General features: G+C 41.0%; 13 protein-coding genes and 1 tRNA gene. 5 read left to right on the top strand and 9 right to left on the bottom strand.

What is annotated here, in order from left to right:
• Nucleotides 1–69 precede the first annotated feature (69 nt).
• The gene (locus QL886_RS04230; RefSeq protein WP_290177735.1) at nt 70–1,191 is read left to right on the top strand and encodes a L,D-transpeptidase family protein; all 1,122 of its coding nucleotides are present in this window, start codon (nt 70–72) and stop codon (nt 1,189–1,191) included.
• A 260-nt stretch (nt 1,192–1,451) separates the two neighbouring features.
• Here QL886_RS04230 and infA read toward each other — a convergent pair whose 3' ends face one another.
• From infA to dinB, 7 genes are all read right to left on the bottom strand, one after another.
• A complete protein-coding gene (gene infA, locus QL886_RS04235) occupies nt 1,452–1,673 on the bottom strand; it encodes a translation initiation factor IF-1 (protein ID WP_021814850.1) in 222 nt (73 codons plus the stop codon).
• Between the two features lie 120 nt (nt 1,674–1,793).
• Nucleotides 1,794–2,627: a tRNA pseudouridine(38-40) synthase TruA gene (truA, locus tag QL886_RS04240; protein WP_290177736.1), complete on the bottom strand. Its 834-nt coding sequence runs from the start codon at nt 2,625–2,627 to the stop codon at nt 1,794–1,796.
• A 43-nt stretch (nt 2,628–2,670) separates the two neighbouring features.
• The gene (locus tag QL886_RS04245; RefSeq protein ID WP_290177737.1) at nt 2,671–3,771 is read right to left on the bottom strand and encodes an asparaginase; all 1,101 of its coding nucleotides are present in this window, start codon (nt 3,769–3,771) and stop codon (nt 2,671–2,673) included.
• A gap of 163 nt (nt 3,772–3,934) precedes the next feature.
• Entirely contained in the window at nt 3,935–5,608 is a 1,674-nt protein-coding gene (locus tag QL886_RS04250; protein WP_290177738.1) for a FimV/HubP family polar landmark protein, read from the bottom strand.
• Nucleotides 5,609–5,659: 51 nt separating this feature from the next.
• Nucleotides 5,660–7,411, bottom strand: coding sequence for a peptigoglycan-binding protein LysM (locus QL886_RS04255; protein ID WP_290177739.1), 1,752 nt, complete (start codon nt 7,409–7,411; stop codon nt 5,660–5,662).
• 110 nt (nt 7,412–7,521) lie between these two features.
• Entirely contained in the window at nt 7,522–8,724 is a 1,203-nt protein-coding gene (queA, locus tag QL886_RS04260) for a tRNA preQ1(34) S-adenosylmethionine ribosyltransferase-isomerase QueA (protein WP_290177740.1), read from the bottom strand.
• A gap of 171 nt (nt 8,725–8,895) precedes the next feature.
• Nucleotides 8,896–9,981: a DNA polymerase IV gene (gene dinB, locus QL886_RS04265; protein WP_290177741.1), complete on the bottom strand. Its 1,086-nt coding sequence runs from the start codon at nt 9,979–9,981 to the stop codon at nt 8,896–8,898.
• 506 nt (nt 9,982–10,487) lie between these two features.
• On the opposite strand from dinB, the gene QL886_RS04270 reads away from it, so the two are divergent.
• On the top strand, nt 10,488–10,733 hold the full coding sequence (locus tag QL886_RS04270; RefSeq protein WP_057759343.1) for a hypothetical protein: 246 nt from the start codon (nt 10,488–10,490) through the stop codon (nt 10,731–10,733).
• A 79-nt stretch (nt 10,734–10,812) separates the two neighbouring features.
• Here the strand turns inward: QL886_RS04270 and QL886_RS04275 are convergent.
• Together QL886_RS04275 and QL886_RS04280 are read right to left on the bottom strand one after the other, a co-directional pair.
• Nucleotides 10,813–10,899: transfer RNA gene (locus QL886_RS04275), tRNA-Leu, on the bottom strand.
• A 152-nt stretch (nt 10,900–11,051) separates the two neighbouring features.
• Entirely contained in the window at nt 11,052–11,825 is a 774-nt protein-coding gene (locus QL886_RS04280) for a ferredoxin--NADP reductase (RefSeq protein ID WP_101205461.1), read from the bottom strand.
• 426 nt (nt 11,826–12,251) lie between these two features.
• Here QL886_RS04280 and tsaA point away from each other — a divergent pair, with 426 nt between their 5' ends.
• From tsaA to QL886_RS04295, 3 genes are all read left to right on the top strand, one after another.
• Entirely contained in the window at nt 12,252–13,109 is an 858-nt protein-coding gene (gene tsaA, locus QL886_RS04285; protein ID WP_290177742.1) for a tRNA (N6-threonylcarbamoyladenosine(37)-N6)-methyltransferase TrmO, read from the top strand.
• Nucleotides 13,110–13,168: 59 nt separating this feature from the next.
• On the top strand, nt 13,169–14,956 hold the full coding sequence (locus tag QL886_RS04290) for a GspE/PulE family protein (protein WP_290177743.1): 1,788 nt from the start codon (nt 13,169–13,171) through the stop codon (nt 14,954–14,956).
• 158 nt (nt 14,957–15,114) lie between these two features.
• On the top strand, nt 15,115–15,903 hold the full coding sequence (locus QL886_RS04295) for a TatD family hydrolase (protein ID WP_290177744.1): 789 nt from the start codon (nt 15,115–15,117) through the stop codon (nt 15,901–15,903).
• Nucleotides 15,904–15,979: the final 76 nt, after the last annotated feature.

The following is a 15,979-nucleotide window of genomic DNA, read 5'->3' on the forward strand; positions in this document are numbered from 1 at the left end:
CAAAAGCAGATTATATAGAATTTAAAAACTGAAAATAAAAAATAGAATTTTTTAAATGAGGAGTGTTACATGTATCAATTAACAAGAATCAGTAAAGCATTAACAGTGGTTAGTCTCTCTAGCTTGCTACTGATGGGACAAAGCATTGCAGCAGAGACAACGGATAGTGTGAACGCAAATAATAGCGTCAAGGCTCCGGCAGAAGTCAGTCCAGTGACTAATGGCGTAAGTCAAAAATTAACAGGAGATAGTAAAGCTGCGACTTCATTGAATAAGCTACTGCCTACTATTAAATACACAACCGAGAACCTATCTGACAATTCAAAAAAAGTAAACAATGTCACTTGGACGGCAGATGCAGAGATCGATCGTAATATAGGAACCAAGCTGCAGGCTCTATTGAACTGGCATCATAACGGAGTAGGGCCTGTCGATGGCTACTGGGGCAAAAATACTCGCAAAGCCATGCAGGCGTTCCAAAAAGCGAATGGTTTAGACGTAACCGATACGTTGAACAATGAGACGTGGCAAGCGCTAACCAAGAATGAGAAACTCACAACTCAACCAGTGCTAGTCAGTTATCAGCTTACGGAAGCAGACGTGAATGTAAAAACCACAACCATACCTGCTGATTCTGTTGCCAAATCCAAGCTTGAGGGAATGTACTACGAAAGTCTTACTGAGGCGTTGGCAGAGAAGTTTCATATTAGTGAAAAATATTTAAAATCGCTTAATCCCGATGCCAGTTTTACTGCTGGTGAAATTATCACGGTATATAACCCTGGTAATCCTAATACTAAGCCAGTGCACCGCGTTGTCGCTGATAAGGCCACTGAAACACTCTACGCATATGATGAGAACAACAATTTGATCGCTAGCTATCCGACGACAGTGGGCAGTACAGCGACACCATCACCAACAGGTACTCACACTGTCAAAGTAAAGGTGCACGAGCCCAACTACACTTATACGGCCAATGATGGTAGCAAGTCTATCATTCCACCAGGTCCTAACAATCCAGTTGGTTCAGTATGGATTGGACTTAGTAAACCAACTTATGGCATTCACGGATCGCCAGATCCTGCTCGTATCAGTCGTCAGGCATCAGCAGGCTGTGTGCGTTTGACCAATTGGGACGCGCTTAGTTTGCTAGGAGTCATTAAAAACGGAGCAACTGTTGAATTTAGTTAAATGCGATAGTACTAAGTCATAAAAAACGGACAAAAAAATACCGCTAAAATCTAGCGGTATTTTTTGTGGTAAGCAGAAACAGTCAATACTAAATAACTAAAATATTGATAGGCAATAATGAGCAGATTAGCATTTTCATTATTATTATCAGTTTCACTACCCAAGCGTCATATCAGCTATCAGCGATAACGTAGCTATTCAGTTATTGACTGTATTTTACCAATGCTAATACTTCCATAACCATATTGGTCAGTCAGTATTTAGTTTTTACCACGGTAGGTGATACGGCCTTTAGATAGGTCATAAGGTGTCATTTCAACTTTAACCTTATCACCTGTCAAGATACGAATATAATGCTTACGCATCTTACCAGAGATATGCGCGATGATTTCGTGCCCGTTTTCTAAACGAACTTTGAACAAAGTATTAGGAAGGGTATCAATGACTTCGCCTTCAAATTCAATAATATCGTCTTTTGCCATAATTTGTATCAATCAATTAAAAAATAAGCCCATATTATACGTAAGTTAGTGGATTAAAGCAATACGAACCTGCTTTTGACTTGACAGCATGTAAGTGATATGTATGCCAAACTATAACGCTTAATCAGGCAAATTTAACCAGACAGGCGTTAACGGTGCATTTGGCAATAAGCTCTGAAAACGTTCAGGATAATAGGCATTGATAAAATACAATCCATCACCTGAAGCCGTAGGTGGTGCAATCGTTCGATCTTTTTTCTGCAAAATATTCAAAAAATCTGCTGGCTCTAGCTCATGTCTACCAATGGCATACAATGTACCCATCAAATTGCGAACCATGTGATGTAAAAACCCATCTGCTTGTATATCAAAAACGATAAATTGGCCATGAGCAAAAAGGTTTGCATGGCTAACCGTGCGCACTGGCTGATTGGACTGACAGGCCGCAGCACGGTAACTGCTAAAATCATGTGTACCGACGATATCAGCTGCTGCTTGCTGCATGGCTCCCAAATCAAGCGGTTCGTAGATATGAGTTACTTGGTGATTTAGTATCGCAGGGCGCTGTGCTTGGTTGAGCGTAATATAACGATAGCGACGAGCAATAGCACCAAAACGCGCATGAAAGTCAACTGGCATGGGTTGTATCCAGCGTAAAGCAATATCATCAGGGAGTAGGCTGTTCACACCGCATAACCAGTTATGAGTAGGGCGATACGCATGAGTTGTAAAATGGGCAATCATATTACTCGCATGGACGCTGGCATCAGTACGCCCAGCTGCGATGACTTCTACAGGCTCGTTAGCCACTTTGCCGATAGCTGTCTCTAAGGCTTCTTGTACACCTAAAACCTCTCGTTGCCGTTGCCAGCCATGATAATGAGTTCCTAAGAACTCAATAGCAATCGCTAAAGTATAGGTTGGTTCAGTTTCAATAATTTCAGTCTCAGACATTAGGGTTTCTAAACTTATAAAATGGGAATTAATTAAAAGTCGCTTATCGCTTTTTGATGCTAGTGCCAGTTTGATTGACATTATTCAACCAACGCTGTCTGCGTCTTGCAGGACTATCATAGCGAATTAACAACCATAGTAACCGGGCATAAATAGCAGGTATGGTCAAACGTCCACCAGCAATGACATGATGCTCGTACTGCCAACTGCCTGCCGCATAGCTATCGCTGACGCCACCAAATGGACATTGGCTGGCTGATATCACCATATGTCCACGCTCATAAGCAAGGGTCAGTGTCTCTGCTAGTGCAGCTGAATAAGGGATGTTACCGGCGCCAAATCCCAATAGAATAATGCCACATGGTGGCTGCGACAATAAAGCTTGTAGCTGGTTGTTTATCATTGAGGCGTCGTTAGGTAGGCAATATAGCGCATGAACACTCGCGTTTTCAGCGCGTGTTTTAATACTAGATAGTAAGTCTTGTTGGTCATCGAGCCAATGTTGCCTACGCGTGTCAGGTAGATTTTTTATATAACTATTGGCTGGGTAAGCGGCGCGAGAATGACCAGTGAATGCCATCAGATCATGACTGTGAATTTTTTGTACCGTTTGAGCAGGCCATGCTTCCCCGCCAAAACTGACCTTCACGCCTGATTCACCAGCAGCTGCTAGTTTTAATGAGTCGTTGAGATTGCCCCAAGCATCGCTATGTTCATCGATGTTATAGGAATGCAATATCTCACTGTCTAATAATGGACGCATACTTGCGGTCAAAATAATACAGATATCACTACCTGCAAACGCTTCTGCTAAAAATGCGCCTAAGTAACTCAACGTATCCGTGCCAGTGATGAGTACAAACCGTCTATCACCTTTGGCATAAGCATTCAGTAGTAGTTGATAGAAATGCGTAAAATCGCTAGGAGTAAGCTGGCTGCTGTCTTTGATCAGGGTGTTTTCTAACCATGAGACTGTTGGTAAATTGTTTGTACTGTCTTGTGCAGACAAAAGATTCTGTAGAGTAGGCAAAAACACTTCTGCTGATAATGGCGCTAAAGGTCTGCCATAGCTACCAAAGGTACCACCAGCATAAATCAGTTGAATAGGATCGGATAGATTTTTGAGCATAACAGAAGATGGCATAGTATCAACACAGTAAACAAGTATGGAAGAAAAGAGGTGCTGGAGAATTGAGCAACGATGGCTAAAGGGTTCAATAATAGATAGTATTAGAGTTAAATGCAAAAAAAATCAGCAAGCATCCCGTGATTCGAAAGTACTTGCTGATAAGAGACTAGACTATTAACTACGCAGTACGTTCGAGTAATAGCTGTGCTTGCTGTTTCTGTTCACTATTACCTTGAGCTATCACCTCATTGAGTAGACGCTTTGCACTGTCATATTCACCCAGTTGCAGATATTGATCTGCCAAGTCTAACGTCACTTGATTACTGTCTAATGACTTTACGAAATCAAAGTCTGCTGCGAAACGTGATGAAAAATCTTCTGCTGATTCAGCCTCTTGAGGCGTGATAGAAGTGTCACTCTCAACTGGCGCAGCTGTAGAGACTGGGGTAGTGGCCGATGGAGCGTCAAATAGAGAATCAGCATCGTCAATATTAAAATCATCGTCTATCAGTGTATTGTCATCAAATCTCAATGGTGCAGCAGGTGCGATATTCGATTCTTCAACAACGCTAACATCATTAACCTCGATATCATCATTGAGTAATGATTCCTCAAGATTAGTATCTGCAAAGTTGTCTTCTTCAAGGGTCGTACTCTCAGAAGCATTATTTCCAAAATCAGTATTTTCCAGAATGAAATTATCGAAATCACTGTTGTTTTCAGTCGTAGATAGGTCGTCATTGGAGACAGTATCGATGTCATCTAATGTATCTAGACTGCCCAAAGATAAAGAAAAGTCATCTTCACTGTTTTGAATAGTATCAAAAGAGTGTTGTTCTGAATTCGTAGATATGTCATTAGTGACGACGTTGTCTTTGTCTGTATCGGCTGCTAAATCATCGAAATCTAAGATAAAATCTTCTTCTAGTGCGGCTTTCTCATTATCATCATATGAGAGGTTAGTGTCTATAGATGATTCATTCGAAGTATCATTAAATGAATTAAAGTCAAACTCAAAGTCACTGAGATCGTTATCTTCGTTATTACTAATATTATCGTTAGCGGAGCTCTCTAAAACGTCGTTATTTACATTGTCCAATAGTGTGACAGGCGTTTCACTTGTCGTATTAGGCGCATCGAAATCATTCTCTAGATCGCTGAGAGTCAGATCAAAGCTATCATTCGGATTTTCGGTAATAGAACTAACATTGTCGACTTTATCTGATAACTCTAAGCTGTCGATAGGATCATTTATTGCAGTCTCATTTAGTGCAGTATCGTTATTACTTTCTTCAATTGGCTGATGAGCTACTGCATTAGTACTATCATTCTGACTAATAGGTAAATCGAAGTCGATAGCGCCAAAATCGTCTTTGGTATTGTCTGTGGCTAGCGTTTGCACAGCGGCAGGTTCTAATTCCTCAAAAGATAGATTTCTTATTTCGTCTGCTTGAGCGATAGTCTGACTATCGTTATGAGCTCTTATAGACTCATAAATATGGTTGAAATCTTCTGGCTGGTTTATCGTCGCGTATATGCTGAGTAGTTTAAGAGACAATGCACTGTTATGAGGTTTTTCACTTAAACCACGTTTAATAGTTTCGATCGCCTTGTCATAGCGCTGCTGATCCATAAAACGCTGTGCAATAGTGATATGGTCAAATTTATGGCTGTTGCTGACATTAGTGTGGGTAGGAGTACCATAATCTACTTTTTGTGATGGAGTAGACGTATTTTTTCTTGCATTAATAGGCGATGATGACGATTTCTGCGCCTTGTTTTTGCGCAAGAATAAAGCAGCCACTAACAAGATAAGCGCCAATCCGGCGATGATATATAGCATATTGTCCATAGTTATTCCTACGCCTGTGATCACAATCTAATGTATGAGTCAGTTAGGCAATTATTGATTGCGTAATTTTTCGAGACGAGCCTGCAGCTCAGCCAATTTTTGGTTTTGTAATTGAATTTTTTTAGTATAGCTACTAAGAGTGCTACTGGTACTTGATAATCGTTGAGCCTGTGATGCTGCCTGCTGCCGCGATGCCTTAAGTGTCTCTAATATATCTGTACTCAAACCATTCCCTGTGTTTGATGCCGCTTTCGCTTGAGTGCCATCTGCATTGCCATCTCGCCCAGAGGCAAGCACAGAAAATTGTGCTTTTGATAAAGTCTGTGTTTTAGTCGTAGTGGCTTTTTCAGGGCGTTTGGCCGCTTGCGTATTTATAGAAGGTTTTTTAAAAGATCTCTGAGCTGTTTTTTGCATCGCCGCTGTATTTGCTCTGCGAATATATTGTCTTTGTGCATCGATAGCCGCTTCTAAATTTTTCTGTGATGGTATGACATCATAACTAGGTAAAATAAGCTTAGCATCTGCTTTTAATTGATCCGCGTCTTTATTGATAAAAGCATCAGGGTTTTGTGATTGAATTTGCTTCATCACGATGGAAGTATCTAGATTGTTTTCTTGCGCGATCTGCTGAGCAATAATCCATAGGCTATCGTTACGTTGTACTTGGTATTGATTAACTGTCGAGCTATCTGTTGCTCTATCATCTGAAGGCACATTACTAATAGCGCTCTTAGGGGTTTTCGAAGTTGCATTGCCAATAGAAGCTGCCAAAACGCTAGTAGCATTTTTCTCAGTATTGCTTGCTATGATGCTAGTAGTCGGAGTAGATACGGGTGATGTGTCAGTATCTGTTTTTTTACGACTCGGCTGTATCTGCCGTGTGACTTGAATATTTAGAGTGTCGAGTGGTTTATCAATTAATACTTTATCTAAGATTGGAGTATTTTTAACACTTGCCTTATTGCTATCATTGGCAACAGCTTTCGTAGTTTCAGTGTTGTTATTTGCATTTAAGAAACTGCTATCTAAACGGTTCGCTGAATTAAGGCTATTATCAGTCTTATTTGCATTACTGCTAGTGTTTTTTATATCAGAGTCGCTATTTAAGCGCCCATTATCAAGACGACTAGGCGCGTAAGTAAGGTTGCTAGTCCGCGAAATAGCTGTCACTGTCTGTATGCTAGACACTGATCTAGAAATGGAAGAATCAACTGCTGCTATGTTTGCTAGATCTGGTTTATTTGTAGCAGCGTTAGATACTGATATTAGTGGCGGCGGCGCACCTTTTCTTACGGTTAACGGTTTTGCAGTGCTTGCAGAAACACTTGGTAAATTGAGTTTCTGAGTGCCTTTGACACTATTCTTGGAAGCATTATTAATCGGTAGACTATCGTTTAACGGCATTAATAATGTTTTTGGTACGACATTTTGCTGCCCATTATCATTGATCGATAAGACCAAATCAGCGAAAGGCTTGGACACAGGCTGTGATGTGCTGATTAATACCTGACCACTGGTCGCTGAAGTTGCTTGAAAGCGCACCTGCATTGAGTCAGTCGGCGTCAAGCCCATCTGTTGATAGATAACTGGATTGGCCAAGCTCGCTGAAAAGTCAGCTGCTCGTATGTCAGTAACCACGATACTTGCGCTCAAGGGTTCATGCTGGGCTGAGCTAACCACTGTCTTACCGATAGTTGCCGCTTGCGCGCTTGGAATAATAGCGGCCAAACCTACAGAATAAAGTAATGCCATCGATACCGCGCGATGTACAGGAGTCAAGCGACGAGATAAATGACAAGACATGAGCAGTCCTTTACAAGATAAGTTATCTTTGCTGTTATAACAAAATACGGTTTAGTTTACCAGTTTATTTCACAACTGTTGCATCCAATACATAAATGTTTATTTAATGTTTAGCTTATTTTCTTATCAAGTAACATCGCATCGCCATAGCTGAAGAATCGATATTCTTTTTCGATAGCATGTTGATAGGCATGTTCAATCGCTGCTTTTCCAGAAAAAGCTGATACCAACATTAGCAACGTCGATTTGGGTAAATGAAAGTTTGTTAACAGTCGATCAATGACACCGAATTTAAACCCTGGATAAATAAAGATGTCCGTGTCCCCTGACCAACTAGAGAGTGCTTGTCCATTAATAGCTGTTTTTTGATACGCCGTTTCAAGGACGCGAGTTACCGTAGTACCAATCGCGATGACCTTATTACCATTTGCATGCGTTTGATTAATTAGCTCAGCAGTTGCTTGTGGCAGATGTGCATACTCACTGTGCATAGTATGATTGAGTAGATTGTCTGTTTTAACTGGCGCAAAGGTACCAGCGCCAACATGCAATGTCACAAAAGCAGTATTGATGCCTTTTTCTGAAAGTTTATTAAGCACCAAATCATCGAAATGCAAACTTGCTGTCGGTGCAGCGACACTTGCAAGCTTAGTGGGATCATGAAATACCGTTTGATAACGAGTATTATCAGTGTCATCGGCATGACGTTCAAAGTAAGGCGGGATAGGTAGCTCACCATAAAGTTCTAAATCAGGCAAAATTGGCGCATCAAAGGCTAAAATAAACAAGTTGTCCTGACGACCAATCATCGCGCCACTCATATGATTATCGGCCAGTTGAAAACGTTGTCCAAGTTTCAATGCTTTGCTGGCTTTTACATGGCAAAGGGCAATATGTTCTTGGTTGACTAACTTATTATCTGAATCTTTTAAATGCAGTGTTGCTATATCTAAGTCTGAGATATTAACCAATCGCTCAATCAAAACCTCAAGTTTACCACCAGTGTCTTTTTGACCAAATAGGCGTGCCTTCATCACCTTTGTATCATTAAATACAATCAGGTCTCCAGCGTCTAATAATTCAGGCAACTCAGAAAACAAACAGTCCTTTACAGGCGTAGCATTCGTTTCAGTGTGAGCAGGCAAGTACAAAAGTTTTGCAGCAGAACGCTGCGCTAATGGATATCGCGCAATCAAACGATCTGGCAGGTCATAGTCGTAATCTTCCACGCTTAAATAATCTAAGACGTCACTGTTGTGATTGGTATCAAGCAGGGCATTAGAATCGGAAAATGCAGTGTGAGCATTGGTCATAATCAGTCTTTAAATGGATAGAAATTTTGGCATAATTGTAGCAGAAATACTGCTATAAAAGGTTGCTTTACTAAGTAGTCACCGTGCACAAAACATATTTGAATCACTTAAATAGCCTAAGCGATAAGCTTTTAACTGTCCTAATGTTTATTATGTTAGTCTTTGCTTATTTTACTCAAATAAATTTAATTGAAGCAATAGTTGGGCTGCAGGTGCCAATGACGAAAAAGTGACCCCGACTAATCGGATAGGGAGCTGGCGCGGAATATCTAAGAATAACTTGTCTAACCAGTAATGTGCAGATTCAGCGCTACTAAAAGCGGTGGTCAGCGTGTGCGTACGAGTAATCTGAGTAAAATCGGCATACTTAACCTTGAGCGTTATAGTATGAGCGATGAGATTTTTTTTGTGCAGTTGCGCGAAGGCATCCGCATTTTGTTCATAGATTTGTACACGTAACGCCGTGTCATCGTTTAGGTTTTCTCTAAAAGTAGTCTCCGAACCAACAGACTTATGCAGGCGCTCAGGTTTGACAGCGCGTTCATCCCGACCATGAGCGATGTCATGATAAAACTGTCCTCGCTTACCAAACTCATTAATCAATACTTCGGCTGAAATACGGCGTAGATCAGCACCATTAGTCACGCCCATCGCATGTAATCGTCTTGCCGTTGCTTTACCTACCCCATGAAATCGTTCAATAGGCAGTGTACTAATAAAAGCATCAGCGTCTTCTGGTGTGATAATAGCGGTGCCGTTAGGCTTATTGATATCAGAGGCAATCTTGGCCAACATCTTGTTGAAGGACACGCCAGCAGAAGCAGTCAATCCTGTATGTTGCAATATTTGTGCTCTTAACCAATTTGCCATTAATGTCGCTGAGCCTTTATGTACAGTAAGACCAGTGACATCGAGATAAGCCTCATCTAGCGATAACGGCTCAACATGAGGCGTTAAGCTGTACATAATATTGCGAATATCGCTGCTAACAGCTCGATATACTTCAAAACGTGGTCTGACAAATATGACTTCTGGACAACGTTTGCGAGCCTCATAACAAGACATAGCTGAGCGCACTCCAAACTGACGAACCTCATAGCTAGCCGCTGCTACAACACCGCGACCATTTGGGTCTCCACCAACCACTAGTGGTTTGCCCCGTAATTCTGGGAAGTCACGTTGTTCTACACTGGCATAAAACGCATCCATATCTATATGAATGATTTTACGTGGACTGGATGCTGTAGGAGTTTTCATGGTTGATATTTTACATCACTCAATACTTCTGTTTCAGTATCGATTATTAAACTATAAAGAGATTTTTCGAATATAGAACCATAAAAATATGGCAATATGCGAATAATTTATATATCAATAATTAAATATAGTGTAAGGTTAATAGTCAGAGATATATGGCGTTAAAATACTAATAGATTAAATATGGTTAACATATGTTCACTAATATATATTCTGTATGGCGCATACCTCAAGTTTTTCAGATTTTCCATACCGCCTGTCTGAATATTATCGCCTTCCATCATGAATATTATAGTTGTATGTTACAGTTCTAATGCTATCGTTTTACAATATATTAACCACGATAATCAATAGTTATGAAAGTAATAAATGGTCTTTTATAGGAATTGTATTTACCTGATAAGACATTGTTTATAGCTCATACCAAACTTATGAATTGAATACTGGTAAATTAACTTTCTAAAAAAATAGTAATGAGAAAGTTCAAGATAATTAAGGAGCTGATAATGAGTCATGAATTAAAAGGGAGCGATTTGACAAGAGCAATGTTAGCGCGCGGTGATGAAAATATATGGTGCGCGGTTTGTGATGAAAGCGATGAACAAGCGATGATGGATCAGTGTGGTAATGATTTTACCGCTTATATTGTGTCATTTAATGATGGGTATTTTTATTGTAGTGCTGGCATGCCATGGAGTTATGCGGTACCGATTAAGATAAGCGCTGTCATGCCATTTGAAGTATCGATATAAACAAGCTAGGAATTTGTTAAAACAAATATAATAAGCACAAAAAAACCTCCGATAAAGGAGGCTAGTTTGTACTAAATATTGGTACCAGTGGTCGGACTCGAACCGACACGCTTTTAAAGGCAACGGATTTTGAATCCGTCATGTCTACCAATTCCATCACACTGGCATGTTAGGTGATAATAGTTATTGACTAAATATTATCTAATTGGGCTACAGTGTTGACTGTATAGGCTGCGTATTATAGCAGCCTATTTACTTGCGTCAAGCATTATTTTATACAATTTTTCATTTGTTCTAATGATACTAAATAGCATCACTCTAGCCGACAAAGGCACGCTCAACTGCGTAATCTGCCTGCACACCCATACGTGGTGAAACAGTCAAGCCAAAATCATCTAAAATAGCAGAAACCTCAGCATTAAATGGCATGCTGCCACAAAGCATGACGCGGTCGTCATCTTTATTCATTGGCGGTAAACCAATATCTTCGAACAATTTGCCTGATTTCATCAAATCAGTGACACGTCCTTGGTTTCTAAACTCTTCACGTGTAACGGTTGGATAATAGATGAATTTTTCGCGATACCATTCACCAAAGATTTCGTCATTAGGCAGCTCATTTTCAAACATTTCACGATAAGCCAAATCATGAACGTGACGTACGCCATGTACTAAGATGATTTTGTCAAAACGCTCATACACTTCAGGGTCACGTGCTAGTGACAAGAAGGGAGCAAGGCCAGTACCAGTAGAGAGCATGTACAGGTTCTTACCTGGTAGCAGATCGTCCAATACTAGTGTGCCCGTTGGTTTTTTACTGACTAACAGCTCGTCACCTACTTTGATATGCTGTAAGCGTGAAGTTAACGGACCATCTTGAACTTTAATAGAGAAGAATTCTAAATGATCTTCATAGTTAGGGCTGGCAATTGAATAAGCGCGTAGTAGTGGCTTGCCATCAACAACAAGTCCAATCATCGCAAATTCGCCATTACGAAAGCGCAAGCCATCGTCACGAGTGGTTTTGATACTAAATAGAGAATCATTCCAGTGATGAACCTCTGTGACCGTTTCGGTGCGAAGTTTTGACATAAAGTCCTCGTTAATAAGTTGTTATTTGTGTGTTAAGTTTGAATAAGTATTAAATCAGAATGTTCAATGTTAGATTGAACATTATAAAAACGTATCAGTCTTTTAATCGTTGTCGACACTGCTATTTTTATGAACGAGTAAATGATGAGTAAGCGCAATAGAGCCAGTCTATCAGCTTATATACAGCCAGCTATTACGTCATTAGACATAGTAAATTTGCGTCAACGATGACAGCATTATCGGTCATATCGCCCAAATGTAAATGACTCTCATCAAATTTCTTGCTCATAATACCAAACTTTAAAATAAAAATCCGTCTAGCAGTGTTTGTCTAGCATGATAAAATGGAATATCGTTAGTGAGTAATTTTGTATCATTTGGCAAAACTGCTTTATCAGGGCAGTTTTGTATTACTGGAGTTGGTCTATGCTTGATGAGAATTCCCTATTAGATAACTACCATCAAGCTCCTGTTATTGGCTATCATCGTGCGCCGCTTTCACAAAAATTTGGTGCGCCGCGCCAGCCAAACCTGGTCGCTCTGACTAGTGTCATTGAGATGTTAGCACCATATGATATGCCAGCTGCATTTGATGGTTTGGATAAGTTTAGCCATATATGGGTGAGTTGGCAGTTTCATCATAATTATCGATATAAAAATAACAATGAAACCAGTACTAGTTTTCGCGCTCAAGTACGCCCACCAAGATTGGGCGGTAATCAAAAAATAGGGGTGTTTGCCAGTCGCAGTATGTATCGGCCTTCAGGGCTAGGTTTGTCTGTCGTCAAGCTCGAACAAGTCAAAATAATACAAGGCCGTGTATTATTGATTATCAAAGGTGCTGATATGATAGATAGCACGCCAATCATCGATATAAAGCCATATGTGGCCTATAGTGATGCGCTGATTCAGGCAGAGAGTGGATTCGCACCAACCGCTCCAGAATTATTAAACGTAACCGTGACCGATGCTGCTAACGAACAGTTTATGATGCTAGTAAGCGCAGGCGAGCCTAGTAATGCTAATAATGATGATACAAGTATTAAAGACGCAAACACTGGATCGAATAGTGCGACAGTTGCGTCTACGATTCATCGTATACAAAATCAATTAGTAGCCTCAGATATGAGCATTATCAAAGAATTAATTGCCCAAGACCCGCGTCCAGCTTATCGTCGGACAGAGATAGCCACGCCATTTGTTATGCGTTATAAATCCGTTGATGTGAGTTTTCAGTTGATAGAGTCAGGGCAGCTACAGATAACTGCCGTAGTTGCAATCTAACGGGCTTGCATTGATATCATTTTTGACAACACATTTTAAAACAATAGAAGAAGAGAGATATGTCTGCTCAACAGTACTCGATAGTGATTGATTTGCGTTGGTGTCTAGATGAGCTATTGGCAGATAAAGTGATTGACCAACGCGGCTATAACCTAGTCATTACTAGCCGTCGCGACAAAGCGCAGCACCCTCTACTAACGATTAGTGAATTTGGCTTGCCTAATGGCCATGCGACGGACAATAGCACTGAAAATAAATTAACTTTGGCTTGGCTCAACCAATGGTTGGCGGCTAAAGCAGACATGTCTCTCGTTCGTATTGACCCTCTAAAAGTTGATGTCCCTGCGGTCACACAATTGATGTCATTTGAATATGCACGTTCACAGCATATTTTACCGATTGAGGTCGCTGTAGACGAAGTGATTATTGGAACGGATCAGCCTTTTTATACTGACTGGCACTCAAGTATTGAAAAACTGATCAAGTCAAAAAGCTATCGTACGGTCTATATCAATCCTGAGCAGATTAAACGCTATCGGCAAGAGTTCTATCAAGTCACCCAAGCGATTGCAGGCGCAAATAGTGTCCATAAGCGTGCAGCTGCCGATGTGACCAATGTCGAAGCATTATTGCAATTGGGTGACAATACCAACCCTGATGCCAATGACCAGCATATTGTCAGAGTTGTTGACTGGCTGTTGCAATATGCCTTTGAGCAACGAGCTAGTGATATCCATTTAGAGCCACGTCGTGAGACAGGTAAGGTACGCTTCCGTATTGATGGTGTGCTACATACGGTGTATGAGATGCCATTGGCAATCATCGTCGCGGTGACCGCACGTATCAAAATTTTAGGGCGACTAAATGTCGCAGAAAAGCGTAAGCCGCAGGATGGCCGTTTAAAGACGCGAACGCCGAAGGGACTAGAGACAGAGCTTCGTTTGTCGACTATGCCAACCGCGTTTGGTGAAAAGTTGGTCATGCGGGTATTTGATCCTGAAGTACTGGTGCGCTCCTTTGCTCAGCTTGGTCTATCGGGTAAGCAGCTTGAAACGTGGCATGAATTGACTGCTCATTCAAACGGGATTATTTTGGTCACTGGGCCTACAGGTTCGGGTAAGACCACGACCTTGTATAGTACTCTCAAGCAGCTAGCGACTGAACAAGTCAATGTCTGTACCATTGAAGATCCTATTGAAATGATTGAACCTGCATTTAACCAAATGCAAGTAAATCCAGGCGTTGATTTATACTTTGCTGACGGCATTCGCTCCTTGATGCGTCAAGATCCTGACATCATTATGGTAGGGGAGATTCGTGATGCCGAAACAGCCAATATGGCAGTACAAGCTTCATTGACAGGGCATTTGGTGCTCTCGACACTACATACTAACGATGCGCCAAGTTCAATCACTCGTTTGCATGATTTGGGTATTCAACCGTTTTTGACATCAGCGACTATCTTAGGTGTGATGGCACAGCGTTTATTACGTACACTATGCCCGCATTGCAAAAAAGCGGTAGACGTTGTGCCAGACAGCGAGGTTGCCATTCAATGGCAGGAGTTGGTACAACCTTGGCGTGCGCCTGCCCCAGCACAAGTTTATATGGCTCAAGGCTGCGAGCATTGTCGACACACTGGTTATCAGGGACGAGTCGGCCTATACGAGATTATGCCATTGTCTAACGAGTTAAAAAAACTGGTCGCAGCCGATACAAACTTAGATGTACTCAAACAACAAGCCTATCGCGAAGGACTACAGCCATTACGTTTATCAGGCGCAAAACGTATTAGTGAAGGCGTGACAACCATAGAAGAGGTGATGCGAGTCGTGCCTCTTAATTAGTCTTATGTATTAGGACGTGCATTAGTGGATATTATTTTAAAAATAGGAAATACGATGCCACTTGAAAACAGCGCACCTCACAGCAATCAATATAATGAAAATTTCAATTTTTAATTCCCAGACTTTTAATGGATAAGTTTTTAACAACGAGATTATTTATGTTTACAGATACTCATTGCCACCTCAACCGTTTAGATTTGACGAAATACGATGGTAAATTATCTGGCGCGATTGACGCCATGAAAACTGCTAATGTTACCCGTGCGATGGCGATTATGTGTGATTTTGCAGAATACGACGAGATTGCCAATATTGTGAGCACCTATGGTGACGAGACGCTAAATCTAGGGATGAGTGTAGGAATCCATCCTTGCGAAGATATCGATGTACTGAAATCAGCGACGGTTGAGCGTCTAATAGAGACTGCTGATAAAGACCATGTATGGGCAATAGGCGAGACAGGGCTAGATTACTACTGGTCTACAGAAAATAAAAAAGAGCAGCAAGCCAGTCTTGCACGCCATATCCATGCCAGTCAGCAACTAAAAAAACCGCTTGTCATACACATGCGTGACGCAAAAGAAGATACGATCGATATCTTAAAAAGTGAAGGCGCTGAGCATGGTATTATTCATTGCTTCACTGAAGACTGGGAGACTGCGAAACGTGCTTTAGATTTAGGATTTTATATCTCCTTCTCAGGTATTGTTAGCTTTAAAAGTGCCCAAAATATCCAAGATGCTGCAAGGCACATGCCTAGAGACAGAATTTTGATTGAGACAGACAGTCCATATTTGGCGCCTGTACCTAAGCGTGGTCGTCCCAATGAGCCTGCCTACGTACCTTATGTCGCCAGCTTTATCGCAGATATGTACGGTTGTGATAGTAACGAGGTTGGAGCATTAACCGCAAAAAACTTTGAAAATTTACTGGCACAGTATCGCTAAAATGGTTATGCTATGACCAGTCAGTCATTTATGTGATGATCGTATAGTTTAATCCCCCTTAGTATTCGATTTACTA

Source organism: Psychrobacter sp. APC 3281 (genome assembly GCF_030407815.1).
GTDB lineage: Bacteria > Pseudomonadota > Gammaproteobacteria > Pseudomonadales > Moraxellaceae > Psychrobacter.